At 56.4% G+C, this 25,020-nt stretch carries 17 protein-coding genes; 3 read left to right on the forward strand and 14 right to left on the reverse strand.

The features are described 5' to 3' along the window. Nucleotides 1–20 precede the first annotated feature (20 nt). From recD to rppH, 12 genes are all read right to left on the reverse strand, one after another. Nucleotides 21–1,841: an exodeoxyribonuclease V subunit alpha gene (gene recD, locus AC2FAJ_RS17550; RefSeq protein ID WP_049136435.1), complete on the reverse strand. Its 1,821-nt coding sequence runs from the start codon at nucleotides 1,839–1,841 to the stop codon at nucleotides 21–23. After that, on the reverse strand, nucleotides 1,838–5,380 hold the full coding sequence (gene recB / locus AC2FAJ_RS17555) for an exodeoxyribonuclease V subunit beta (protein ID WP_485454355.1): 3,543 nt from the start codon (nucleotides 5,378–5,380) through the stop codon (nucleotides 1,838–1,840). Before recB ends, recD begins: the two co-directional genes overlap by 4 nt. After that, nucleotides 5,377–8,259 carry a pitrilysin gene (gene ptrA / locus AC2FAJ_RS17560; protein WP_188245981.1) on the reverse strand — a complete coding sequence of 961 codons (2,883 nt, stop codon included), beginning with the start codon at nucleotides 8,257–8,259 and terminating at the stop codon, nucleotides 5,377–5,379. Before ptrA ends, recB begins: the two co-directional genes overlap by 4 nt. A gap of 263 nt (nucleotides 8,260–8,522) precedes the next feature. Then, nucleotides 8,523–11,897, reverse strand: a complete 3,375-nt coding sequence (recC, locus tag AC2FAJ_RS17565) for an exodeoxyribonuclease V subunit gamma (RefSeq protein ID WP_485454356.1) — start codon at nucleotides 11,895–11,897, stop codon at nucleotides 8,523–8,525. A gap of 12 nt (nucleotides 11,898–11,909) precedes the next feature. Then, complete coding sequence (locus AC2FAJ_RS17570; protein ID WP_041908385.1) at nucleotides 11,910–12,233, reverse strand: prepilin-type N-terminal cleavage/methylation domain-containing protein; 324 nt, start codon at nucleotides 12,231–12,233, stop codon at nucleotides 11,910–11,912. Continuing rightward, entirely contained in the window at nucleotides 12,218–12,619 is a 402-nt protein-coding gene (locus AC2FAJ_RS17575; protein WP_485454357.1) for a DUF2509 family protein, read from the reverse strand. The genes AC2FAJ_RS17570 and AC2FAJ_RS17575 overlap by 16 nt, the downstream gene beginning before the upstream one ends. Next, nucleotides 12,616–13,176, reverse strand: a complete 561-nt coding sequence (locus tag AC2FAJ_RS17580) for a prepilin peptidase-dependent protein (RefSeq protein ID WP_485454358.1) — start codon at nucleotides 13,174–13,176, stop codon at nucleotides 12,616–12,618. Before AC2FAJ_RS17580 ends, AC2FAJ_RS17575 begins: the two co-directional genes overlap by 4 nt. Then, nucleotides 13,167–13,631 (reverse strand): prepilin peptidase-dependent protein, encoded by a 465-nt coding sequence (locus tag AC2FAJ_RS17585; protein WP_485454359.1) that lies wholly within the window; start codon nucleotides 13,629–13,631, stop codon nucleotides 13,167–13,169. The genes AC2FAJ_RS17580 and AC2FAJ_RS17585 overlap by 10 nt, the downstream gene beginning before the upstream one ends. A gap of 184 nt (nucleotides 13,632–13,815) precedes the next feature. Then, nucleotides 13,816–14,610, reverse strand: a complete 795-nt coding sequence (gene thyA, locus AC2FAJ_RS17590; RefSeq protein ID WP_485454360.1) for a thymidylate synthase — start codon at nucleotides 14,608–14,610, stop codon at nucleotides 13,816–13,818. Nucleotides 14,611–14,616: 6 nt separating this feature from the next. After that, a complete protein-coding gene (lgt, locus tag AC2FAJ_RS17595; RefSeq protein WP_028014284.1) occupies nucleotides 14,617–15,492 on the reverse strand; it encodes a prolipoprotein diacylglyceryl transferase in 876 nt (291 codons plus the stop codon). A 192-nt stretch (nucleotides 15,493–15,684) separates the two neighbouring features. Next, nucleotides 15,685–17,931, reverse strand: coding sequence for a phosphoenolpyruvate--protein phosphotransferase (ptsP, locus tag AC2FAJ_RS17600; RefSeq protein WP_028014285.1), 2,247 nt, complete (start codon nucleotides 17,929–17,931; stop codon nucleotides 15,685–15,687). Nucleotides 17,932–17,943: 12 nt separating this feature from the next. Continuing rightward, a complete protein-coding gene (rppH, locus tag AC2FAJ_RS17605) occupies nucleotides 17,944–18,474 on the reverse strand; it encodes an RNA pyrophosphohydrolase (protein WP_013098553.1) in 531 nt (176 codons plus the stop codon). A gap of 683 nt (nucleotides 18,475–19,157) precedes the next feature. Between rppH and mutH the strand changes: the two genes are divergently transcribed. The 3 genes from mutH (at nucleotide 19,158) to AC2FAJ_RS17620 (ending at nucleotide 21,369) form a co-directional block, all read left to right on the forward strand. Beyond that, entirely contained in the window at nucleotides 19,158–19,850 is a 693-nt protein-coding gene (gene mutH / locus AC2FAJ_RS17610; RefSeq protein WP_028014286.1) for a DNA mismatch repair endonuclease MutH, read from the forward strand. Nucleotides 19,851–19,978: 128 nt separating this feature from the next. Further along, a complete protein-coding gene (locus tag AC2FAJ_RS17615) occupies nucleotides 19,979–20,197 on the forward strand; it encodes a YgdI/YgdR family lipoprotein (RefSeq protein WP_014885085.1) in 219 nt (72 codons plus the stop codon). 131 nt (nucleotides 20,198–20,328) lie between these two features. Continuing rightward, nucleotides 20,329–21,369 carry an NADP(H)-dependent aldo-keto reductase gene (locus tag AC2FAJ_RS17620; RefSeq protein WP_028014287.1) on the forward strand — a complete coding sequence of 347 codons (1,041 nt, stop codon included), beginning with the start codon at nucleotides 20,329–20,331 and terminating at the stop codon, nucleotides 21,367–21,369. 45 nt (nucleotides 21,370–21,414) lie between these two features. Here AC2FAJ_RS17620 and lplT read toward each other — a convergent pair whose 3' ends face one another. Further along, nucleotides 21,415–22,608, reverse strand: coding sequence for a lysophospholipid transporter LplT (gene lplT, locus AC2FAJ_RS17625; RefSeq protein ID WP_041908380.1), 1,194 nt, complete (start codon nucleotides 22,606–22,608; stop codon nucleotides 21,415–21,417). After that, nucleotides 22,601–24,760 carry a bifunctional acyl-ACP--phospholipid O-acyltransferase/long-chain-fatty-acid--ACP ligase gene (gene aas, locus AC2FAJ_RS17630; protein ID WP_485454361.1) on the reverse strand — a complete coding sequence of 720 codons (2,160 nt, stop codon included), beginning with the start codon at nucleotides 24,758–24,760 and terminating at the stop codon, nucleotides 22,601–22,603. The genes lplT and aas overlap by 8 nt, the downstream gene beginning before the upstream one ends. Nucleotides 24,761–25,020 lie beyond the last annotated feature (260 nt).

Below are 25,020 nucleotides of genomic sequence, written 5' to 3' on the forward strand. Positions count from 1 at the left end.
CCTTTCTTTGCCGGCGTCGTTCAGAGGGAGTCAAATATCGCGCTCAGCCCGCTTCGGCGCTCCGTGCGGGTGGCAATCGCCTGTACCAGCACCCGTTCATCGGTATACAGCGACAGGCGCTGACGCGCGCGCGTAATGGCGGTATAGATCAGCTCGCGGGTAACGACGGGGGAAAGCTGTGTGGGCAGGATAAGTGCCGCATGGTTAAACTCAGAACCCTGGGATTTATGCACCGTCATCGCCCAGGCAGTTTCATGCTCGGGCAAACGGCTCGGCTGGAAGGACTTCACGCTACCGTCCGGCATCTGGAACCAGACGCGGAGCCCCTGCCCGCGATCGAGCGCAATCCCGATATCCCCGTTAAACAACCCCAGCGCGCTGTCGTTGCGGGAGATCATCACCGGCCGGCCTTCATACCAGCGCGAGTGCGGAGTACGGTTGATTTTACGCTTTTGCGCCAGCAGCTGTTCCAGCCTGTCGTTCAGGCCGCTGACGCCAAAGGGCCCTTCCCTCAACGCGCAGAGCAGCTGGTATTCGCCAAACGCGGCAATGACCTGCTCCGGCGTGCTTTGCTGCTGTACGCCCGTCAGAAAATGTTGGTACCCCAGCAGGGCGTCATCCAGCATCGCCTGATACTCTTCCCCGGTTTGCAGCGATTTTTTCTCAATATCGGTAAAGGTACCGTCAAATACCGCACAGGTAGCGTGCCGGTCGCCCCGGTTCACCGCCGCCGCAAGCTGACCAATGCCGGAGTCGCTGCCAAAACGGTAGCTTTTTTGCAGTAAACACAGGCTGTCGCGCAGCGCCCCCGCAAGTAAATGGTTCTCAGCCGCGAGCGAACATCCGGTCAGGCGCGCCAGCTCCTCAGCGCGTTCAGCGGTATACCCCAGGCTGGCATAGGTGCAGATATCGCCCAGCACGGCCCCGGCCTCAACGGAGGCAAGCTGATCGCGGTCGCCGAGGAAAATGACGCGCGCGTGCGGCGGCAACGCATCAATCAAACGCGACATCATCGTCAGGTCAATCATCGATGCTTCATCCACCACCAGCACGTCCAGATGCAGCGGGTTACCGGCATGGTAGCGCAGACGCTGGCTACCCGGCTGCGCGCCGAGCAAGCGGTGCAGCGTGCTGGCTTCGTTAGGGAAAAGCGCAAGCCGCTCCCCGGTGAGCGGCAGTTTTTGCAGCGCGCCGCCTAACGACTCCGTCAGACGTGCAGCCGCTTTACCGGTGGGTGCCGCCAGGCGGATACGACACTTTTGCTCACCCGATAACTGAATCAGCGCGGCAAGCAGCTTAGCCACGGTGGTCGTTTTACCGGTGCCCGGCCCGCCCGAAATCACCGAAATCCGCCGCGTTAACGCCACTGCTGCCGCCACTTTCTGCCAGTCTGTCTCGTCGTCAGAGGTAAACAGCGTATCCAGCGTTTGCCGGAGCAGTGCTTCATCGCACGGAAGCGGAGTATTGGTCTCGCTGAAGAAGCGCGCCACCGTCAGTTCGTTACGCCACAGCCGGTTCAGATACAAACGTTCACCCGTCAAAATCATTGGCGTACCGGTATCGGCGCTGCTGACGGCGGGCGAGCGGAGTAATATTTCTTGCCAGTCCACTGCCTCACCCAGAAGCGCGAAACACGCCTGTAAAGCCGGCGGCATTTTCTCATCCACCACCAGACGTGAAAGCGGCAGACAGACATGCCCTTCTCCCGCATCTTTACTCAGGATCGCCGCGGCAAGCATGACGGCAGGCTCTTCGCCCGCCACCATCATGGCAAATTGTACGTCCAGGTGGCGAAGTGCACGTTGTTCAATTGCGTCCAGCAGTAGCGCCTGCATCGTCATGCTACTTCCTCCGTGCTTGCAGCAAACAGGTTATCCATCTTTTCAATCAACTCCACAGCCGGACGGGTGCTGAAGATACCCGAACGCGGGTCGTTAGCATCCACGCCGCGCAGAAACAGGTAAATGACGCCGCCAAAATGATCTTCATAGCGATAATCGGCCATGCGATGGCGCAGGTAACGGTGCAGCGCCAGGGTGTAAAGCTGATACTGCAGATCGTAGCGATGCATTTGCATCGCTGAGGCCATCGCCTGCTGGGTATAGGCTTCGCTGTTTGCCCCCAGCCAGTTCGATTTGTAATCCAGCAGGTAGTAGCGCCCTTCGTGGCGGAAAACCAGGTCGATAAAGCCTTTCAGCATCCCCTGCACCTGGCGAAAATTCAGCGGCGGACACCCGGCGGATAACGGATCGTACTCGCGGATCAGCGCATCAAGCGCCTCGGCCCTGAGCGGGCTGGCGATGGGGAGGTAAAACTCCATCTCCACCTGCTTATCTTTGGCGGTCAGCTGGCTCAGCGAGATCCCCTGCGCCGTGAGCGGCGCGTGCAGAACAGCGCGGATCCATTCAGTGAGAACCGGCTGCCACTGTGCGTCGTAGCCGCCGCTCTGTAACATCTTCAGCACCCACTCTTCTGATACCGGCTGGGTAAAATCCAGCTCTTCAAACAGGCTGTGCAAAAACGTGCCCGGCGAGGCGCCGCGCGGAAACTGATGCGGCGTGAGCGCCGGCTCGACGGGCACGCTCCCGGCCCCAGCGGCATCCACGTCCAGTTTTGGCATCAGATCCTGCGCAATACTCTGTCCGTGCTGCTGTAAACCGGAGTAACTGGTGACGCGCCAGTCGTCAGCGATTGTGCGAGCCACCTCGCGGGCATGCAGCGCTGACTCTCCCTGCTCCGGCGTCTGCCAGCGGCTGCTGTCGGGCTGGGAGGGAATATGCAGGGCAACATGCTCTGAGCAAAGTGATTCGATGCACTGGCGCAGCCCTGCGGCATCTTTAGGCTCGCCGCGCTGAATAAGCCGCCCCAGCGCGCTCAGATGAAAATCACTCTCGCCGCTCTTTTCGCCACGGCGACGGAACAGCGGCGCGACGCCCAGGGAACAGTGCCAGACCGAACGGGTCAGCGCCACGTATAGCAGGCGCAGGTCTTCCGCGAGACGCTCCGCTTCGGCCAGCTCGACGCTGGACTCCGCGTTGCTGAGGTCGAGTACCGCTTCGAACGACTCGCGATCGTGGTAAAAAGCCTGGTCCTGCACGCGATAATTGGCGATAAACGGCAGCCAGACCAGCGGATACTCCAGGCCTTTCGACTTGTGAATGGTGACGATCTGCACCAGATGTTTATCGCTCTCGAGGCGCATCTGCTGGCTGGAAGAATTGCTGTTAGGGTCGGCAATCTGCTGGGCCAGCCAGCGCACCAGAGCATGCTCGCTCTCCAGTTGCGTACCCGCTTCCTGGAGCAGCTCGCTGATGTGCAAAATATCGGTCAGACGGCGCTCGCCGCCCGCTGTCGCCAGCATGTTTTCCGCAATGTGACGATGTGCCATGAGCTCGCGCACCATCGCCATCACGCCGCGCTTCTGCCATTTTTCACGGTAGCGCACAAACTCTTCTACCACAGCATCCCACGCGGATTCGTCAGTATTAAGCGCATCAATGTCACGCGCGTTCAGCCCGAGCATCGCGCTCGCTAAGGCGCTGCGGAGCGTGCTTTCACGCTCCGGGGCCAGCACAGCCTGCAGCAGCCATAGCATCTCGAGGGCTTCCAGCGTTTCAAAAACGCTGTCGCGGTTGGAGAGGTAGACGGACGGTATATTCAGTAGCGTCAGGGCGTCGCGGATAAGCGCGGCCTCCTGACGGCTGCGCACCAGCACCGTGATATCAGATGCCTTTACCGGGGCTGGTTTATCCTCCTTCCACAGCAGCGCATCGCCGCGCGCGCCTGCGCTGAGCCAGTCCCTAATTTGCGCCGCACAGTGCTGGGCCATAGCATTTTGATAGTCCGCGACGCCCCAGCCTTCCCCATCAAGTAGCCAGAAGTTCATGGCTGGCTGCGTTTCGCCATTAACCTCGAAGCGCAACGCGGTATTTTTAGGGGCGAACTTGACCGGCTGGAAAGGGATCTCCCGGAACATAAACGCCGTATCCATGCGGCTGAAGAGCGCATTGACGCTTTCCACCATGCCGGGAGAAGAGCGCCAGTTGGTGTCGAGCGTGTAGTGCGCGTCAACCTCGCTACGGGCTTTCATGTAGGTAAAAATATCCGCACCGCGGAAGGCGTAAATGGCCTGCTTAGGATCGCCGATTAACAACAGCGCGGTGCCGGGCTGCTGGCGCCAGATACGGCGGAAAATGCGGTACTGCTGTGGGTCGGTGTCCTGAAATTCGTCAATCATCGCGACCGGGAAGCGGGTGCGAATCGCGGCGGCAAGCGCTTCGCCATTTTCACTGCACAGCGCCGCATCAAGTCGGCTCAGCATATCGTCGAACCCCAGTTCGCCCCGGCGACGCTTTTCACGCGCGACGGCGTCGCGGATCTCCGTCATGGCGCGAGTGATCATCAGATCGTTGAGCGTCAGGGGCTCCGCCAGCAGGGTTTCAATCGCCAGAAACAGGGGATGTTCAGGTACGATACCGTCGGCTTTGGTCCGCTCAACCAGGAAACGCCGGGAGAATTTCTCCAGCGCATCCGGGAGCTGGTAACCGCGCGTCTCTTCCTGCGCCCACGCGCTGATCTTCTCGATCCATTTGCCCTGGTTGCCGCGATTGAACTTACGTCGATCGATCCCGGAATTCTCGATGACCGCGTCAATCTCACCGACTGACTCAATCCATTTTTGTTTGATGTCGTCAATTTTAGCGATGATTTTTTCATGGCGTGAGGCCAGGGTTTCATCCGCCGGGGGCGGAGATTTGATGACCGGCGCTTCCCCCTGAAGATAACGATCGATGGCGCGCAGCAGCGCTTCGGGCCCCTTCCACAACGCATGTACCGCTTCCGCAATATCCCGCTGTAACGGATAACAGTGGCGACGCCAGAAATCCGCGCAGGCCTGATAGCGAAGCACGGATTCATCTTCAATAAGCTGCTGCTCAAACAGCATGCCGGATTCAAACGCATTCAGGCTCAGCATGCGCTGGCAAAAACCGTGAATGGTGAAGACGGACGCTTCGTCCATCTGCCTTTCTGCGAGGAGCAGCCACTGGGCTGCCTGTTGCTTATCGGCGATCTCTTCCAGAAGGCTCGCGTAGAGAGGGTTATCCGTGCTCTGGCGCAGACAGGCGATACGCAGTTCGTGGATATTGCTCCGAATACGGCCGCGCAGCTCAGCGGTGGCGGCCTCGGTAAAGGTAACGACCAGCAGCTCTTCAACGCTCAAAGGACGAGGAAAAGCGGCATTACCGCCAAGCCCTAACAGCAGGCGCAGATAGAGCGCGGCGATGGTGAAGGTTTTTCCCGTTCCCGCTGAGGCTTCAATCAATCGTTCACCCTGCAGAGGTAAACGTAAGGGATCAAGGGACTCAGCGGTATCGGTCATTCTTTCTTACTCCAGGGCATAGATTGCTGCAACGCGCTGACGCTCTTCCAGACTTTCCAGCCTTTCGGGTTCACGTAGTCCGTTTTCCCGTTCTGGCTACCGGAAACCTGAGACAGGATAGTGATGCCCTGCGGCTTAATCACGGCCTGATGGAAGAAATCGGCAGCCTTCTGCGGCGTCAGCTGTTTTATCTCGGCCACTACTTTATCACGCGAATCAAATTTCAGATTACCGCGATCGAAATCTTTGCTCAGCTGTGACGCCTCTTCGCCCAGCGTCTGCGGCGGCTGCATCACCTGCGCGATGACGGCCTGCTGGATCTGAGCAAACTCTTCCGGCTTCATGGCCCGCAGTTTTGCTTCCACCTGCGGGAAGAACGCCTGATAGCGGTGCCAGAGATAGGCTGGCTGTTTGTCGCTGCTTTGCAGCAGGAAGCCCAGCCCCCATTGACGCCCCACGTTCATTGAGAAAGCAAATACCGCATAGCCAAGCTGCTCTTCTGTGCGCAGCTGGTTATAGAACCACGGCTGAATAATCTGACCCAGAACGGCGCTCTGCGCAGAGCTTGCGAATTCATCATAGCCCGTTGGCACAAACACCGCGGCCAGCGCGGAATCGGTGCTGCTCCCCGCTTTTTCAAAGATCACATTCTGTTTTTTCTCAACCAGCACGTCCTGGTTACGGCACCACTCGTCCCCTTTCGAACCGAGCTGCGTGCGAACATTTTCTGCCAGCGTTTTGGCCTGATCTTCGCTCATGTTGCCGACGATAAGAAACTCCGGGCGCGTGTTGGTTTTTAGCGAGTCACGGTAAGCCAGCACCTCTTTTAATGAGATTGATGGCAGCAAGGCACGGCGTTCTTCACGCTGGAAATAAGGTATTTGCGACAGCATTTGCGCCGGCATAAGCGCCTGATCGTAAGCTTTGCCCTTTTCTGCAGAATCCATCATCTGCGCATACCAGGATTTAGCCTGCTCAAGCTGCTCTTCCGTTGGCGTGTAGCTGAAGTAACCCTCGAGCAGTGCCTTGAAAAGCTGAGGCAGACGCTGAGTATAGCCATTTGCATTAAGCATCAAACCGTTGTTGGCATTGGTGGAGAAGCTGATCCCGCCCACGGCCGCCTGGTTGCTGAGCTGATCGAGCGCGATACCGGCCAGATAGTCATTGAGCGCGAACATCACCTGATTTTTGGCGCTGTTCATCGCTTTCGGGTTACGCAGGACCACGCTGACATCGGCCTTTGGCTCGCTCGCAAAATAACGGCTTGGGGTATACACCACGCGCAGCGTCGGTTCATCAATAATGAGCTCCGGGTGCGGATAATGCTTAGTCGTTTTGATCAGCGAGAAATCATCCGGGATATAGGGGTTCAGCTCCGGCAGCTTCAACGCAATCTCACCGGCCTTCTTCTGCCAATCGGCGAAGGTCTGGTCGCTGATTTTGTCTACCTGATAAGGGGCATCAACAAAGTATGCCGTCTTGTTATGCGGTTCGTTCGGGCTGATGTACCAGATGCGGGCATTTTGCGGCGTCATCATCGCCAGGCGCGCTTTAACCGCCTCGGCATCATAACGATCGGCAATATTGACCGCGTCGAGCGTGTGCGCCACCGGCACGCGGATCATGGTATCCGCCAGCCACTCCACGTAATCCATATCGCGGGTAATGGACGGGTAACGGAAATCGAGATCCAGCACGTGCGCGAGTTCATCAAAATAGCGCTTATCGACGCCTTTCTCGCGCAGTAAAGAGAGGTAGCTAAAGATAGCCGCCACCACTTCATCACGGTTGGCCTGACCTTTGTCGGTCAGGGTGGCGGAGATCGCCAGCACGCCGCTGTTGCCGTTTACCACGGGATCGGAATCGGCGCGGATCCCTTCCACCAGCCCCTGTTTTTGCAGCCAGTCAGATAAGGTTCCCGGGCTACGGTTACCAATCAGGTAGGTCACCAGCTCGTCGGTTTTACTGCGAAACTGGGCTGTGTTGTTATCAATGCGGAACTCAACGCGCAGCACTTTGCGGGGCATGGCAGGGACGTAGTGGATGACGATCCCTTTTTGCGCGTCCGTGACAACCGGTACGTCTATCTTCGGCAGGTCAATATTTTTATTCGGCACCCGGCCAAACGTTTGTGCCGCCAGTCCGGCAAGCTCCGGCAACGATTTGTTGCTGTAAATAACCGCCTTCATCAGGTTGGCGGAGTAGTATTTGTCACGAAACGCATGCAGGGCGTCAATGACCGGGCTTCCCGGTTTATCGCTCAGCGTCTCCAGGTTACCGCCCGAGAAACGTGAGCCCGGATGCGCCGGGTTGATGGTCTCGGCGCTGACCTGCGCCATACGCATACCGTCCCGGGTACGGGCCATAGTCAGCTCCGCATTGACGGCATTGCGCTCGCGGTCGGCGTATTTTTTATCCAGCAGCGGCGCGGCGATAGCATCGGCAAGACGATCAACCGCCCCTGCCAGCGCGTCATTTTCGACTTCGAGATAAAAGGCCGTGCGGTACGGTGCCGTGCTGGCGTTGTGGCTGCCGCCGTGCATTTTCAGGAATTCAGAAAGGCTATCCGGCTGCGGATATTTTTTAGAGCCCATCAGCGTCATGTGTTCGAGATAATGCGCCAGCCCCGGATGCGCCTCAGGATCTTCGAGCGATCCAACCGGCACCACTAACGCCGAGAGGGATTTCACCGCCTGCGGATCGGAAACCAGCAGCACGGTCATACCGTTATCGAGGCGGATAGCCTGATACTGACGGGTATCTTTTTCGCTCTTACGGATAGTTTCCTGAACGGGTTGCCAACCGGAGTCTGCCTGAGTGACGGGAGCCCAAAGGGCGACAAACAAAACAAACGCTTTGAACAAGGTGCTGCCTGGCATTACGACCTCTTTATCACGGCTATCCCGTCATACTTCAAGTTGCATGTGCGTCGGCTGCATGCGTTCACCCCAGTCACTTATTCATGTAAGCTCCCCGAGATTCACGCCCTTGCCGCCTTCCTGCAACTCGAATTATTTAGGGCAAACATCATTAACAAACTGCGTGCTGGACACGCCAACATCTCTTTATTTAGGTACATCAGTCCGTGATAAGAAGTGCATCATAAATGAACACCCCATACTGCGCAATTTTTATACAGCGCTCAGGACTGATTAAACTTAAACAACGGTAACAGGTAGCGCTGTGCCTCTTCCGTAATAGCCTCGAAGTATTCTGGCTCAAGCGTTCGCCATAGACGTTGATACCAGACATCCTCACCTTCACCGCGTACCATCATGTTTCCTTCATAGGCCTGCATAAATTTACTGCGCGCTTTCTGCAGCGAAGCCTCATCCGTTAACATCGCATCATTCTGCGCGTCATAACAGGCTTTTATCCACGCACCGCCACTTTCGGGCAGTAACAGGAGGGGTTTGTTCATTCCCTGAAGATAGCCCTCAATATACAAGGACAGATAGCGTAACGCCTGTTCTGCCTCCATAGGTGGGAAGCGCCATTCGCCCTCTTTGCGCACGAAGATCCGGCTTTCACCTTTATTCCCACCCGCACTGTAGACAAGATGTTCCAGCCAGAGTTGCAATCCTTGTGAAACGCTGAGCAGAGAAGGCCGCCAGCGCAGTAGCCCATCCGGTTGAACCTGGGTTAGCCAGCCCGTGAGCTGTATGCCCTTGCAACTGAGATCGATTTCGATGCTTTGTCCGGGCTGGCGGTGCTCCCTGACGCGCTCCGCCAGAGCGGTCATCTCCTGGCACTGCGCCTCCCAGACGATTTCCCCAAACGCACCGTAAGGTAGTTGCCCTGCGGCACGGTAGCGCCGGTAAAGTTTGTCTGCATCTTCCTCTTCAACCAGCGCATTAAGCAGCTGGAGGTTTAGCTGATAGCGCTCCAGCCCTTCCAGAGTAAAGGGTTCTGCATCAGGAATTTCGCTCTCTTCAGAGCGGAAGTTGACCCGTAATCGCTGCTGGAAGAAGGCGCGCACCGGATGCGCCCAAAACCGCTGAAGCTGTTCGAAAGTCAGAGTGTTAATGGGCAGCGGATCAAGCGGCTGAATAAAATCCGTATGGGCTCTCCCCTCTTTTTTCGCTGCTGGCAGCCATTCGCGGGCATAGCTCTGCTGTTCGCTGACAACATAGTTTACCGGGTCAAACGGCATGCGGCTGTGGATACAGGTAATGTGCGCCTTCACCCGCTGCTCGCTTTCATCGCAGTTAAGCGCCTCATCCCCAGCCAGATAGTGGCTCTGGCCGATATAGTCCACCAGTTCCTGCACCAGAACGGAGGGGAAGCGCTCGCTGTTGTCCTGAATGGAACGACCGATATAGCTGATATAGAGCTTACTTTGAGCGGAGATAAGCGCTTCAAGGAAGAGATAGCGGTCATCATCACGACGGCTACGGTCACCCCGCTTTGGATCTGCGTTCATCAAATCGAACCCCAGCGGTGCCAGGGCCCGAGGATAAATACCGTCGTTCATGCCGAGCAGGCAGACCACCTTAAAGGGAATTGAGCGCATTGGCATCAGGGTACAGATATTGATGGGGCCTGCCAGGAAACGCTGGCTGATTCGCTCCTGGTCAAGGCGCTGCGTCAACTCATCTCTCAGCAGCGACAAAGGAATCGCTTCGCGATAGTGGGAATTCACGCCCTCGTCAACGATAGCCTGCCACTGCGTTTCAATGAGCGCCATCGCCGCTTCGGTGTCGTTGTCTGGCAGGAAGAAATCATTAAGTAACGCCCTGCACACCGGGAGCCACTCTTCAAGAGGACGCGGCTGCATTAGCTCACGGCGCCAGCGGTTAAGCTGCATCAGTAGAGAAGCTAAATGCCCTACCAGGTCAGCAATCAAACCGCTGGACTCATCGTAAGGCAGCACTTCGTTCCACTCGCCCTGGCTGCTCTCCATGGCGTAGCCCAGCAGCATACGCGTCAGGCCAAACCGCCAGGTATGCTGGCCGGTTGGGGGAAGCTCGAACTCCTGAACGTTATCGTCATCGATGCCCCAGCGAACGCCTGATTCGTTTACCCACTGGCGAAGGTAGCGCAGCCCTTCTTCATTGATGTTGAAGCGGGCTGCCAGCACGGGAACATCCAGTAACGCCAGAACATCTTCGGAGATAAACCGGCTATCCGGCAGTGAAAGCAGGGTGATAAATGCCTGCAATGCCGGGTGCGACTGACGGGCACGACGGTCAGAGATGGCGTAAGGCAGGTATCGCTCACCCGTCGCACTGCCGAAGACGGCCTGAATAAAGGGACTGTAGCTGTCGATGTCCGCCACCATCACCACGATATCGCGTGGCGTCAGTTCAGGGTCGTCCTGCAGCATCGCCAGCAGCCGATCGTGAAGCACTTCGACCTCACGCTGCGGGCTATGACAAACATGGATCGTGATACTGCGATCCTCAGCGTCCAGCTTCCGCTTGCTGTCGCTGCGCTCAAACTCTTTCGCCGTCACGCCCATGACGGCGCGGTTCTCCAGATCCAGAATATCTAACTGAATATTATGCAGCAGACTATCCGGGGCGATCTCGACAAAGGCGTCAACGTCACCTTCGCCTGATGACGTAATATCGGAGAGCATGTGAATGTAATCACGCCCCAGCTTCCCCCATGAGGCAAGCAGTGGATTGGGCAGGTTCTGGATGCCGTCTTCATCAAAAAGCTGCCCGGCAGTCGAGCCGTCTTTAAACAGCGGGACGGATCGTTCTTCAAAAAGGCGCTTTCGCTGGCGAGTCACCAGCCGCGCAAGCCAACGTTCGTCTAGGATATCCCCCCAATACTGTCGGCAAGGGTTGGTGAACAAAATATGAATATCGATATGTTTACCCAGCGCATTCAACGCTTTCAGATAAACAGGCGGTAATGCGGATATCCCACAGATAAAAACGCGTGACGGCAGTCGGGCTGGACGCGCCGACGCATTCTCGAGTATTGAGATAAACCGATCGTACAGGTTGGCACGGTGCCACTTAGGCTGCCCAAGTTTCTCCGTATGCTCGACCAGCGCTTTCCAAAGCGGTGCCTGCCATATTTGCGCCTCCGGTAACCCTTCAACCAGTTCGCCCGCTTCCCAGCGAATTAACCAGTCAGAACGGTAAACAAGGTATTGGTCGTAGAGATCGGCGGTGCGCGACGCCAGCTGGAACAGCTTGCGCTTATCGGTATCGTCATTGAGGTAGTGACGCAGCATGGCGAATTCATCGTGCTGGAGCATTTCCGGCAGCAGCGCCATCAGCTTCCAGCTCATGCCCTGCTTGTTGAAGGCGCTCTGCTCGGGGATGTCCGGTAACACGCGAACAAACATCTCCCAGATAAAGCTCGCGGGCAGCGGGAAATCAATATTCGCGGCAATGCCAAACTTACGGGAAAGCGACATTTGCAGCCACTGTGCCATACCGGTGCTCTGCACCAGCACCATTTCAGGCTCAAAAGGATCGTCGAGCCGCTCGCGCTCAACAATAAATTCCATCAGTGCTTCCAGCACATCCAGACGATTTGAGTGGTAGACCCTTAACATAGACGCTCCCGACTACTGGCTAACCGGGCAATGCAGACGCGTTATTTCACCGCGTCGCCCCAGAGGAGAAATAAGTGTAACCGTGATGCTGACACATCCTGCGTGCGTTGTCTGCACCCGACTGGCCTGCCAGCCTGCGGGCAGAACATTTGTTGAGAGCTGAGCCTGATTCCAGGCGTGGTGCCAGAGCTGACGATACTGGTTAAACTGCGTAAACCGCGCCGCCAGCGCCCGATGATAACCGGCCAGTGCCGTGACGATGATGACCAGCAGCATCATCGCCAGCAGAACCTCAACCATGCTAAATCCTTTTTCTTTGCTTACTGCAGCTGGCATAGCGAACGCTCCTTTAGCGGGCAAAAATCACTCCAGCCGTGAGGCGAAAAGCGAATATTACCGTCAATAATCTCTCCTGAACGCCAGAGCAGCAGATCGTTGACTCCGGCAATCAGTAAAACAGTGGTCTCACTCAGCCGCCGCAAACACACTTGCCAGGCGAGTGCCTTTTTGCACTGGACTTCAGGATCGGGTGACCAGCTCTGAACGCGTCCCCACTCAAGCGCTGACTGTACAGAAGCCTGCTGCTGCAGCGAACGGCTCTCACCGCCAACGAGCGCGCTGAATGTTGTCAGTTGCTGGTTAAGGCCGGTGAGGATCAGCGTACCAAGCACCAGTAAAAGTAGAACCAGCGCCAGCGAAGACATACCGCGTTGACGGTTCACAGGTTGTACCCCGTGACCGTATACAAAGCCTGATAAGGCTCTCCATGATCGCCGTTGCGCAGGGCGAACAGTTCGATATTCAGCTCCGGCGCAAACCCGGCGTGTGTTACTTTCCTCACCACAAAATGCGCGATGGCGAGCTTGTCCGGGTCCGTGAGCTTTTCCCATCCCTGACCTTCACATGAGGTTGCCCCACGAAGCGTTTCCAGCGCGCCCGATTCCAGACGAAAACCGGTGCTGTCGTTTTCTGATGCACTGCGATCCCAACGACCGTTACTGTTGGCATCCCACCGAACAATGACGCAGCTGCCCTGCCTTGCGATCGCCAGCCCTTGCCCCTGGCAGTTCCCAGCACAGTAACCCGCACGCTGAAGCTGTTTGCCGAGAGCAAACAGGCGCTGCCAGACCTCTTCTTCCAGCTCTCTCTGGCCGGATTGCAGTAATACCGCCTGATGCAATCCGGGTAGAAAGCGCGATGCGCCAATCAACAACAGGCTACTGATGGCCGTAGCAATCAGAACTTCTGTCAGCGAGAAACCGCGTTGTCTCATCGACATGAACCTCCTTGTGAGACCTTACACATTCTGATGCGCCCTCCGTCTGAGATCAGGATAAGCCATTCTCCGGCACGGCTTTGCACGCGTATCCGCCCTGCCCATGCCGTATCCCTTGACCCATAGAAGCCTAATGACGGTGTGACCTCGCTCACCGCGACCTCTGGCCAGAGTGGAATCAGAACAAAGGGGCTGCCCTTCACACAGCCTTGCACGGCAGCGCTCACCAGACACTGCTGTTCCCCAACCCGCAGCTGGGTTATGTGATGATCGCGGTTGTACCTGTTGGCATCATTTCGCAGAAACACCAGATAGTCGCGCACCTGGCTGGCGGTTTGCCACAGCCGCTGCTGCCGCTGCCAGCTGTCCCAGCCGTACAGACCTGAGGCGCTGAGTATGACAACCAGCGAGACTGCCACCAGCGTTTCGATAAGCGTAAAGCCGTTCTCTTTTTTCATGCGGGAAGTGTGGCGATTCGCCGTGGGCGTGGCGAGCGGTGAATAATGGTTTTCCGAGGCGTTATCCGAAGTATCAGGAGAGTTGCAGCGCGTTGCACGTTTTCTGGATAACGCCTCGGAAAACGAAATAAAGACGAAAAAAAACCGGCGCTAAACAGCACCGGTTATGTCACGCTTTACCGCATCAGATAGCGACAGGCGCTTTGATGCCAGGGTGCGGGTCGTAGCCCTCAATCTCAAAATCATCAAAGCGGTAATCGAAGATCGATTCCGGTTTGCGTTTGATAATCAGCTTCGGCAACGCGCGCGGTTCACGAGTGAGCTGAAGATGCGTCTGTTCCATATGATTGCTGTAAAGATGGGTGTCCCCACCTGTCCAGACGAAATCACCCACTTCCAGGTCGCACTGCTGCGCCATCATGTGGACTAACAGCGCATAGCTGGCAATGTTAAACGGCAGGCCGAGGAACACGTCACAGGAGCGCTGGTAGAGCTGGCAGGAGAGCTTGCCGTCTGCGACATAGAACTGGAAGAACGCGTGGCACGGAGCCAGCGCCATTTTATCCAGCTCGCCCACGTTCCAGGCGGAAACGATGATTCGGCGCGAGTCCGGATCGTTTTTCAGCTGGTTCATCACGGTGGTGATCTGGTCAATATGGCGGCCATCAGGCGTTGGCCATGAGCGCCACTGCTTGCCGTAAACCGGGCCCAGGTTGCCGTTTTCATCTGCCCATTCGTCCCAGATGGAGACGTTATTTTCGTGCAGATACGCAACGTTGGTGTCGCCTTGCAGGAACCAGAGCAGTTCATGAATGATCGAGCGCAGGTGGCAGCGCTTCGTCGTCACCAGTGGGAAGCCTTCTTGCAAATTGAAGCGCATCTGGTGGCCAAAAATGGAGAGCGTACCGGTACCGGTACGGTCGTTTTTCGGCGTGCCCTCATCGAGCACTTTTTTCATCAATTCAAGATACTGTTTCATGGTTCCTCAGGAAAGTTGTTGCTGTGGACGACGACGATACGCCCAAATCATCATAATGGCACCCGCGACAATCATCGGAATGGAGAGGATCTGCCCCATGCTGATGTACTGTACCCATTCGCCGGTAAACTGCGCATCCGGCTGGCGGAAGAATTCAACGATGATCCGGAACGCGCCATAGCCAATCAGGAACAGTCCGGAAACAGCTCCCATCGGGCGCGGCTTGCGAATAAACAGGTTGAGGATGATAAACAGCACCACGCCTTCCAGCGCCAGTTCATACAGCTGGGACATATGACGCGGCAGCACGCCGTAGGTATCGAAAATGGACTGCCACTCCGGGTGCGACGGCAGCAGCGCGATATCCTCCGCGCGGGAGCCCGGGAAGAGCATCGTGTACGGTACGCTTGGGTCAACGCGGCCCCATAGCTCACCGTTAATAAAGTTGCCCAGACGACCCGCCCCCAGACCAAACGGGATCAGCGGTGCGATAAAATCTGACACCTGGAAGAAGTTGCGTTTGGTGCGTTTGGCAAAAATCACCATCACCAGGATCACCCCAATCAGGCCGCCGTGGAAGGACATGCCGCCGTCCCAGACGCGGAACAGGTAGAGGGGATCGTTCAGGAACACCGGGAAGTTATAGAACAGTACATACCCAATACGGCCACCGAGGAACACGCCGAGGAAGCCCGCGTACAGCAGGTTTTCAACTTCGTTTTTGGTCCAGCCGCTGCCAGGACGGCTGGCGCGACGGCCCGCGAGCCACATGGCAAAAATAAAGCCCACCAGGTACATCAGACCGTACCAGTGAAGCGAAACAGGTCCTACTGAGAAAATGACCGGATCAAACTCCGGAAAATGCAGATAACCACTGTTCATCTGTCACCACAAGATGTTGTTATTCCGCTGAAAGTGGACAGCGGTAGACATGCGATTCTGCCTTAAGCAGAGGCTCCAAAGTTGCGAATCATAGCATAAGGCGGGCGCGGAGGATGCGCCAGAGATGTAAAAGATGTGTATAGGATTTTGTGCGCACTGGCGCCCTCTCCACAAGGAGAGGACGAAAGACGATTAGCGACCACCGCGGATCAGGCCGCCCATACCGCGCCGTTCCATAAATGCCGCCACCTGGTGACGAACCTCTGCGGCCAGCTGCGCCTCAAGGCTGCGCTCAGCCAGCTCGCGGGCATCATTGATGTCGATATGCCGCAACAAATACTTCACGCGCGCTACTGCGCGGCCGTTCATTGACAGATGACGATACCCCAGACCAATCAGGATCGCGACACACATCGAGTCTCCGGCCATTTCACCGCACAGGCGGAGATCAATACCGTACTGTTCAGCCTCACGGGCAATCATCGCCAGCGCGCGAATGATCGCCGGGTGCAGGCTATCGTAGATACTGGCGACGCGGGTGTTGTTCCGGTCGACGGCCAGAATATATTGCGTCAGGTCGTTGGTACCGACAGAGATAAAATCAACGCGATTTGCCAGCTGCGGCAGCATAAAGACCATAGATGGCACTTCGAGCATGACGCCGATCCGTGGTTTCGGGATCGCATAGCCAATCATCTCTTCCACTTCACGACCAGCACGTTCGATCAGGCGCCGCGCTTCGTCGATTTCATCTATGCTGGTGACCATCGGCAGCAGAATACTGAGATTGCCCGTCGCGGCGTTGGCGCGCAGCATCGCGCGCACCTGGATCAGGAAGATCTCCGGCTGATCGAGCGTAATGCGGATCCCGCGCCAGCCCAGACACGGGTTCTCTTCGCTGATGGGCATATACGGCAGCTGTTTATCCGCCCCGACATCCAGGGTTCGCAGGGTGACAGGCTTGTCGTTGAACATCTGCAACATCCCCTGATACTGCGCCACCTGCTCCTCTTCGGAGGGGAAACCGCTCTGCAGCATGAAGGGGATTTCAGTGCGGTATAAACCGATCCCGTCGATGCGGCTGCCAAGCTTCTCTTCGTGCTCGGGGCTTAAGCCGGCGTTGAGCATGACTTTGATCCGCTCTCCGCTTTTCAGCTGCGCGGGCAGGTTAACGTCATCTTCCGCCAGCTTGCTTAATTCATTCTCTTCGCTGATGAGACGCTGATATTCCTGGAGCAGAACCGGCTCAGGATCGACCAGCAGTTCACCGCGGTAACCATCAACCACCAGCGTGCGGCGGTGCAGCACCGAGGGCTGAATATCCGCCCCCATAACGGTAGGGATACCGAGCGCGCGCACCATAATGGCGGCATGGGAGTTCGCTGCACCATCACGTACGACAACCCCGGCGAGTCTGTCCTGCGGCAGCTCGGCCAGTGTTGTTGCCGAAAGTTCATCGGCCACCAGCACAAACCGTTTTGGCCAGGCATTCGGCCCCTGAATGGTATCATCGAGGTGGAACAACAGGCGCTGTCCCAGCGCGCGGAGATCTCCCGCCCGCTCTTTCAGATAACCGTCGGTCAGAGCAGCGAACTGCTCGGCAAATTTTTCGATGACCTTTTTAACCGCCCACTCCGCGACTGCGCCTTTATCAACCTCAGCAAAAAGCTCACGGCGCAGACGCGCGTCGGAAAGCAGGTGCGAGTAGAGGTCGAAGATGGCCGCCGTCTCTTTTTGCGCACCAGCGGCAAAGCGCTTGCTGTAGCGACGAAACTCATTGGCCGCCTCTTCCAGCGCGGCGGTAAGACGCTCGCGCTCCAGCGCTTCATCAAGCGTAGAGGCTTCGTAGACCTGCTCCATCAATGGCAGCGTGGCGTCCATCCAGCCTTCCGCAATCGCCACCCCTGGCGATGCCGGAAGGGCGCGAATGCGCGTATGGCGATACTGACCAAAGAGCGCAGCAAGCTGAGACTGAGAGAGGATCGCCGCCATCTGTGTCGCCAGCGTGACGAGGAAGGACTCTTCGCTTTCATCATACTGACGCAGCTCGCGCTGCTGGACGACCAGCACACCGAGTAGCTGACGACGCTGAATAATCGGCACCCCCAGAAACGCGCGGAAGCGTTCTTCTTTTACGGAAGGGATGTATTTAAAGCTGGGGTGTTTTTGCGCGTCGGCAAGGTTGATAGGTTCAGCCAGCCGCCCAACCAGCCCGACGATACCTTCATCAAAGGCGAGCGTTACGGTGCGCCCCCGCGGCTTTTTCAAACCGCGGGTCGCCATCAGGTAATAGCAGCGCCGATCGTGGTCGGCCAGATACACCGAACAGACCTCGGTCTCCATCGCAAGACAGATGTCAGTGACCAAAATATTCAGCGCCTCGTTGAGGCGCGGAGCGCTGGCCACCTTCTCGACTATTTCTCGCAAGCGGGTGAGCATGATTTGCGTAGCTTAACCTCTTTTACGTCGCCAGGCAGGTGCGCTCTGCGGCTTAGGCGGGATCTCCTGAAGCTGCATCACCACACTTGCAAACTCTTTCATCACCCTACGGTAAACATCGCGCTTAAATGACACGACCTGACGAACAGGATACCAATAGCTCACCCAGCGCCAGCCATCGAACTCCGGCGTACTGCTGGTTTGCATATTGATGTCCGAATCGTTGCCCACCAACTGCAGAAGAAACCACTTCTGTTTCTGGCCGATACAAACCGGCTTTGTGTCCCAACGCACCAAACGTTTCGGTAACTTGTAACGCAACCAGTTGCGGGTCGAGGCAAGGATGCGAACATCTTTTCGGCTTAAACCGACCTCTTCAAAAAGCTCCCGGTACATCGCTTGTTCTGGGGACTCTCCCGGATTGATCCCGCCTTGCGGGAACTGCCAGGAGTGCTGACCATATCGACGGGCCCACATGACCTGGCCCTGACGATTACAAATTACTATTCCTACGTTCGGGCGGTAGCCATCGTCATCAATCACCGGACTACCCCAAACTAAACCTTATATATGAATGATTGTTTCACACTACAGTGAGGCGGTAAACCACTCTCTTACAGGCCTGCAACCTAATAACATTTGAATAACTCACAAATAAGCGCAGAGTTATAAACAGATGTGCGGTCTCGAGGGCAATTTTATTCACCTTTTCTGTGGATATAGTTGTGAAGAAGTGTCTGATTACCGATGAACAACCTGAAATGGCCTCTGCCCTCCCATTTCTCGCCTTCAACATAAAGTCATATTTTTCATTATTTTATATTCATATCGACAAACAAAATGCAGAATAGCGTGACGATCGTCACAGCAGGGATCGTCGTGCTGATGAAAGATCGAACAGCGTCGGTTTTATCCACAGATTGTGCCAATAAGTTAGGCACAATTTGTCTGAAATTTGGATTTTCGTCGCACGTCAAGGCTGTAAATTGAAACAGTAGTCAGGGTTATGCCCAGTTATCCCATTTTTCTGTGGATAACATGGTGTAAGATCCTGTTTATTGTCAGTGACCAGATTTGAACAACCCGTTTTGCGTCCCTGATGAAACCGTGAAAAATTCATAAAAAAACCTATAAATCATGCACATGGAATATTGGTACAGAAAAAGTTAAACTCTATCCACAGGGGACTGTTTCTTCGTTTATTTTTTAATCAAAAGGTTATCGTCATGCATCCGCTTTCACCCTTGCTCTCACCGCCTTCGAGCGAAAGCCAGTTGCTACAGCAGGCTCAGCGCCTTGCAGGCTTCTCGCTGGGCGAACTGGCGGCGATGGCAGGGCTACAGATCCCGAAGGATCTGAAACGAGATAAGGGCTGGATCGGCATGCTTCTGGAGCTGTGGCTGGGTGCAAGCGCCGGGAGCAAGCCAGAGCAAGATTTCGCGGCCCTTGGCGTAGAGTTAAAAACTATTCCTATCGACCGCCAGGGTCGGCCTCTGGAGACTACCTTTGTCTGCGTTGCGCCCTTAACCGGCAATACCGGCGTAACGTGGGAAACCAGCCACGTGCGCCATAAGCTGAATCGCGTGCTTTGGGTTCCGGTTGAAGGTGAACGGCAGATCCCGTTAGCTGAACGCCGCGTTGGCGCGCCGCTGCTCTGGAGCCCGGATGAAGAAGAGGAGCATCAGCTGCGCCTGGACTGGGAAGAACTGATGGACATGATTGTGCTCGGTCAGGTCGAGCGAATTACCGCCCGGCACGGAGAAGTGTTACAGCTGCGCCCAAAAGCGGCAAACAGCAAAGCGCTTACCGAGGCGATCGGCGCGATGGGCGAACCCATACTGACGCTGCCGCGCGGCTTTTATCTCAAAAAAAATTTCACCGGCGCGCTGCTTGCTCGTCATTTCTTACTTAAAACATAGTTTTTTACTTATTTTGCGAGCTCACAAACATAATCGCCTGGTTTTTAAGATTTTACCGCTTCACCCTGTTGCTATAACGGGTTAATACTACACTATGATTTGATACGAGCCAGATGAGGACGATAACGATGAAAAAATGGGCGGTGTTAATTTCAGCAGTCGGGTTGGCGTTTGCCGTTTCGGGCTGCAGCAGCGATTACGTCATGGCGACGAAAGACGGCCGGATGATCCTGACTGACGGTAAACCTGAAGTCGACGATGATACCGGTCTGGTCAGCTACCACGACCAGGCAGGCAATAAAATGCAGATCAATCGCGACGAAGTCTCGCAAATTATTGAGCGATAACAGTCGGAGGTCAGTAGCCTACTGGCCTTTTTGATTTTTTTCTTCCCCTTTTGCTTCCCCTCTGCCATGTTTATATTCCTTTGTCGGGAGGTTCCTGACGCGGTCTACATGTCTATTGAAGGAAGCCGGCTATGCATTATCACCGTATCCCCCACAGCGCTCTGGAGATAAGTCAACTGGGGTTGGGCACGATGACATTTGGTGAACAAAACAGCGAAGCCGATGCCCATGCACAACTCGATTATGCCGTCAGCCAGGGGATTAACCTGATTGATGTCGCAGAGATGTACCCTGTGCCTCCACGCCCTGAAACGCAGGGACTTACCGAAACCTACGTCGGTAACTGGCTGGCAAAACGCGGTAACCGTGAAAAGCTGGTTATCGCCTCGAAAGTGAGTGGCCCCGCGCGAAACAACGATGCCGGGATCCGCCCAAACCAGATCCTCGATCGCAAAAATATCCGTGCCGCGCTGGACGCGAGCCTGAAGCGCCTGCAAACCGACTATCTCGACCTTTACCAGGTCCACTGGCCGCAGCGTCCAACCAACTGTTTTGGCAAGCTCGGCTACAGCTGGAACGAGAGCGCCCCCGCCGTTACGCTGCTGGAAACGCTGGAGGCGCTGACCGAATGCCAGCGCGCGGGAAAAATCCGCTACATTGGCGTGTCCAACGAAACGGCCTTTGGCGTAATGCGCTATCTGCACCTGGCGGATAAACACGATCTGCCGCGCATCGTCACCATCCAGAACCCGTACAGCCTGCTTAACCGCAGCTACGAGGTGGGGCTGGCCGAAGTGACGCAATATGAGGAAGTGGAACTGCTCGCCTATTCATGCCTCGGTTTCGGCACCCTGACGGGGAAATACCTGAACGGTGCGAAACCGGCCGGGGCACGTAATACCCTCTTTAGCCGCTTTACCCGCTACAGCGGCGAGCAGACGCAAAAAGCCGTTGCTGCCTATGTGGATATCGCGAAGCGCCACGGCCTGGATCCGGCGCAGATGGCGCTGGCCTTCGTGCGCCGTCAGCCGTTTGTTGCCAGTACCCTGCTTGGCGCGACGACCATGGAACAGCTGAAAACTAACATTGAGAGTTTCCATCTGAACCTGAGTGAAGAGGTGTTAGCGGAGATTGAAGCGGTGCATCAGGTTTATACCTATCCTGCGCCGTAGCTGATGCTTTTGCCGGGTAAGGCGAAGCCGCCACCCGGCTACTTATTAACGGCGACGCTGCCAGATCCACAATCCCGCAATCGCCGCCGCGAACAGCCCACCAAATCCAACGCCAATCGCCACCACCGGGACACCCACTTTTACCGCCAGCGAGTAGAGCCCCAGCATTAACAGCATGGCCAGGTTTTCACCGAGATTTTGAACCGCAATGGCATTCCCCGCCCCGACGGTCTGCTTGCCACGCTCCTGGAGTAACGCATTCAGCGGTACCACAAAGAAGCCCCCCAGAATACCAATCAGGATCAACAGAGCATAAGCGGGCAATAACGCATGTTGTAGCGAGAAGATAAGCACCACGAGGCCAATCAGGATCCCCGCTGGCATGCAGCGTGCAACCGTTTCAAGCGTCACCAGCTTCGCCGCCGCGCCCGCCCCAGCCACAATCCCGATCGCCACCATCGCATTAAGATAGGTCGGCGTCGCATTGTCCGTAATCCCCAGCGCCACCGGTACCCACAGAACCAGCAGGAAGCGCAGCGTGACGCCCGCCCCCCAGAACATACTGGTTCCCATCAGGGAGAAACGCGTTTCCCCGTTACGCCAGAGCACGCGGCACGCGTTAAAGAAACTGCCGGTCATTGGTTTAAAGCGCCAGGACTGGCCCGGGCGAGCCACCGGCAGCTTCGGAATAAACAGGTTAGCCACGACCGCCCCACCATACACCACTGCACACACGCCCAGGGCCGCCAGAACATGCCAGTCGGCCAGCACGCCACCCGCGACGGAGCCGAGGAGGATAGCGGCAATCGTTGACGACTCCATCAGGCCGTTGGCTTTCACCAGCTTATCGCCCGTAGTCAGTTCTCCGAGAATGCCATACTTCGCCGGGGAGTAGGCGGCAGCACCGATGCCCACCAGCGTATAGCCAACAAACGGATTAAAACCAAAACATATACTGGCAGCGCCCAGCAGCTTGAGACCGTTGGCAAACATCATCACCCGGCCTTTCGGGAAGCTGTCCGCCACCTGCCCCACAAACGGGGCAAAGATAATGTAAGCGCCCACAAACACCATCTGCAGGATCGGCTGACTCCAGTCAGGGTAAAACTCGGCTTTCAGCAGCGCCAGCGTGGCAAACAGCAGCGCGTTATCACCGAATGCAGAGAGAAACTGCGCGGCGATGACGGCCATCATGCCTTTCGACCTGAGGGAGGTGTTAGTGTGTACTGACTCACGCATTTTGCTGTTCCGCCTCTTCAACCATACCTTTCAGGGTCACGAAATCGGGCTTGCCGCTACCCAGCACCGGAAGCTGCTTCAGGTAGCGAATATCGCGCGGCACCGCCAGCTCTGGAATGCCATGCTCACGCGCATAGCTCAGTAACCTGTCGCGCTTAAGCTCAGCATCAGTGGTAAACAGCACCAGCGCCTCGCCTTTGCTGGCATCGCTCTTCACGACCGTGGCGTGCATCTTCTCGGCGGACACGGCCGTCGCCAGTTGTTCAACCATTTCCAGAGAGACCATCTCACCGGCGATTTTGGCGAAGCGTTTTGCGCGCCCCTGAATCTTTACAAAGCCTTGCTCATCGAAACGAACGATGTCACCGGTGTCGTACCAGCCGGTTTCAATCTCGCCGTTGACGTTTTCCGCCGTTGGCGCTTCCAGCACGCCTGGGTTTTCCACGCGCAGGTAACCGTTCATCACGTTCGGCCCTTTCAGCTGCAGGCGGCCACCGTCCTCAATGCCCGGCACCGCCAGCAAGCGCGCGTCCATCCCCGGCAGAATTCGGCCCACCGTTCCCGGTTTCGCCGCCATCGGTACGTTGATCGAGACAACGGGCGCGCACTCGGTAACGCCATAACCTTCAAGAATGCGCAGGCCAAACTTGTCCTGCCAGATCTGACGCGTGCTCTCCTGCAGCTTTTCCGCACCGGCCACCACGTACCGAACGCGGAAGAAATCATACGGATTGGCGAAACGGGCATAGTTACCCAGGAAGGTTGAGGTCCCGAACAGGACGGTGCAGTTACGGTCATACACCAGCTCCGGCACAATGCGGTAGTGCAGCGGGCTAGGATAGAGGAACACCTCGGCACCGGTCAGCAGCGGCGTGAACAGCCCCACAGTCAGGCCAAAGGAGTGGAACAGCGGCAGCGCCGACATAAAACGGTCATTCGCGGTAAAGTCGGCAATGCTTTTGATCTGCTCAACGTTCGCCAGAATACTCTTGTGGCTGTGGACGACGCCTTTCGGGTTGCCCTCCGAACCCGACGTGAAAAGGATAATCGCGTCATCTTCCGGCTGCTGTTTGACCTGAGCCAGATGCGGCACCAGCAGATGCGCAAAAATCCACAGCTTGTCGCCGGTGGTCACGTCCGCTTTTAGATCTTCCAGGAAGACCCAGCGTACCTGGGTCAGCTGTTCCGGCAGATGCCACAGCTTGCCTTTGTCCAGGAACTGTCGGGAGGTAAAGATGGTATTGATTTGGGCGGCGGTAATGGCGCTGGTCAGCCCTTTCACGCCCGCCGTGTAGTTCATCATCGACGGTATACGGCCACGGGAAACCGCACCAAAAATCACCGCCGCGCTGATGCCCGCGTTTGGCAGCATCAGGCCGATCTTTTCGCCCTTTTTGCTGTACTTCTCAAGAATGCGGCCCACGAACAGCGTCTTGGTCAGCAGTTTACGATAGGTATCCGGGGTAAAGTTGATGTCTTCAATGCAGTTTTTCTTCGCGCCGTAGCGGTACTGCGCCGAAAGCAGGGATTCATACAGCGTTTCGCGCGCACGAACGGCCATGCGCGCTTCCATCATAATCTGGTGCAGCATTTCCCCGGCGATTTTACGGCGATCGCGGGCACGCGGCGCTTCCGGCATCGGTAACGACGTTGGCGGCAGAATATGCAGGGTGATTTTGGGGAACAGACGCTGCTTCACCAGCCCCTTAAGGCGGCTGAAATGGGTCAACTCCGCGCCTTCAATGCGCAGCGGCACCACGGTCGCGTTTGATTTCGCCGCGACAAACCCCGCGCCGTCGTAGATTTTCATCAGCGAACCGGTCACTGAAATGCGCCCTTCCGGGAAAATGACCACCGGACGCCCCTGCTCTACCAGACGTACCAGGTGTTTAATCATCATCGGCTTTGTCGGGTCAAGCGGTACGAAATCGATCAGTGGGGTGAGCCAGCGCATATACCACTGCTGGCTGATGGAGGTATAGACCGCAAACACCGGACGCACGGGCAGAAACAGCGCAAGCAGGATGCCGTCTATAAAGGAAACATGATTGGGTGTGATAAGAACGCGCTCGCCACGAAGCGCCTGGGCATCGCCAGTGACGCGGATGCGAAAAAGAATACGGAACAGTGTACGGAAAAACCCAAATAGCATCTCAACTCCCTTTGCCAGACAGTGTGGTGGGTTGACAGTAAATGGTGGCAGATTACACGAGAAGTGATACGGGAGCGACAGCAAAAATGGAGGCGAAAAAAAACCTGCGCATCCGCGCAGGTTGGTGCAAGAGATGAGTACGAAACCGTACTAAGAATTCTCACCAATCAATACCTCTGGGATCTTGATTGTGGCTGTTGACCCTGCACTTCGCCAGCAGGAAAACGCAAGGGAATGAGCCGAAATGCAACCAGGTGTGA

This window comes from Enterobacter cloacae complex sp. 385G4 (genome assembly GCF_057320665.1).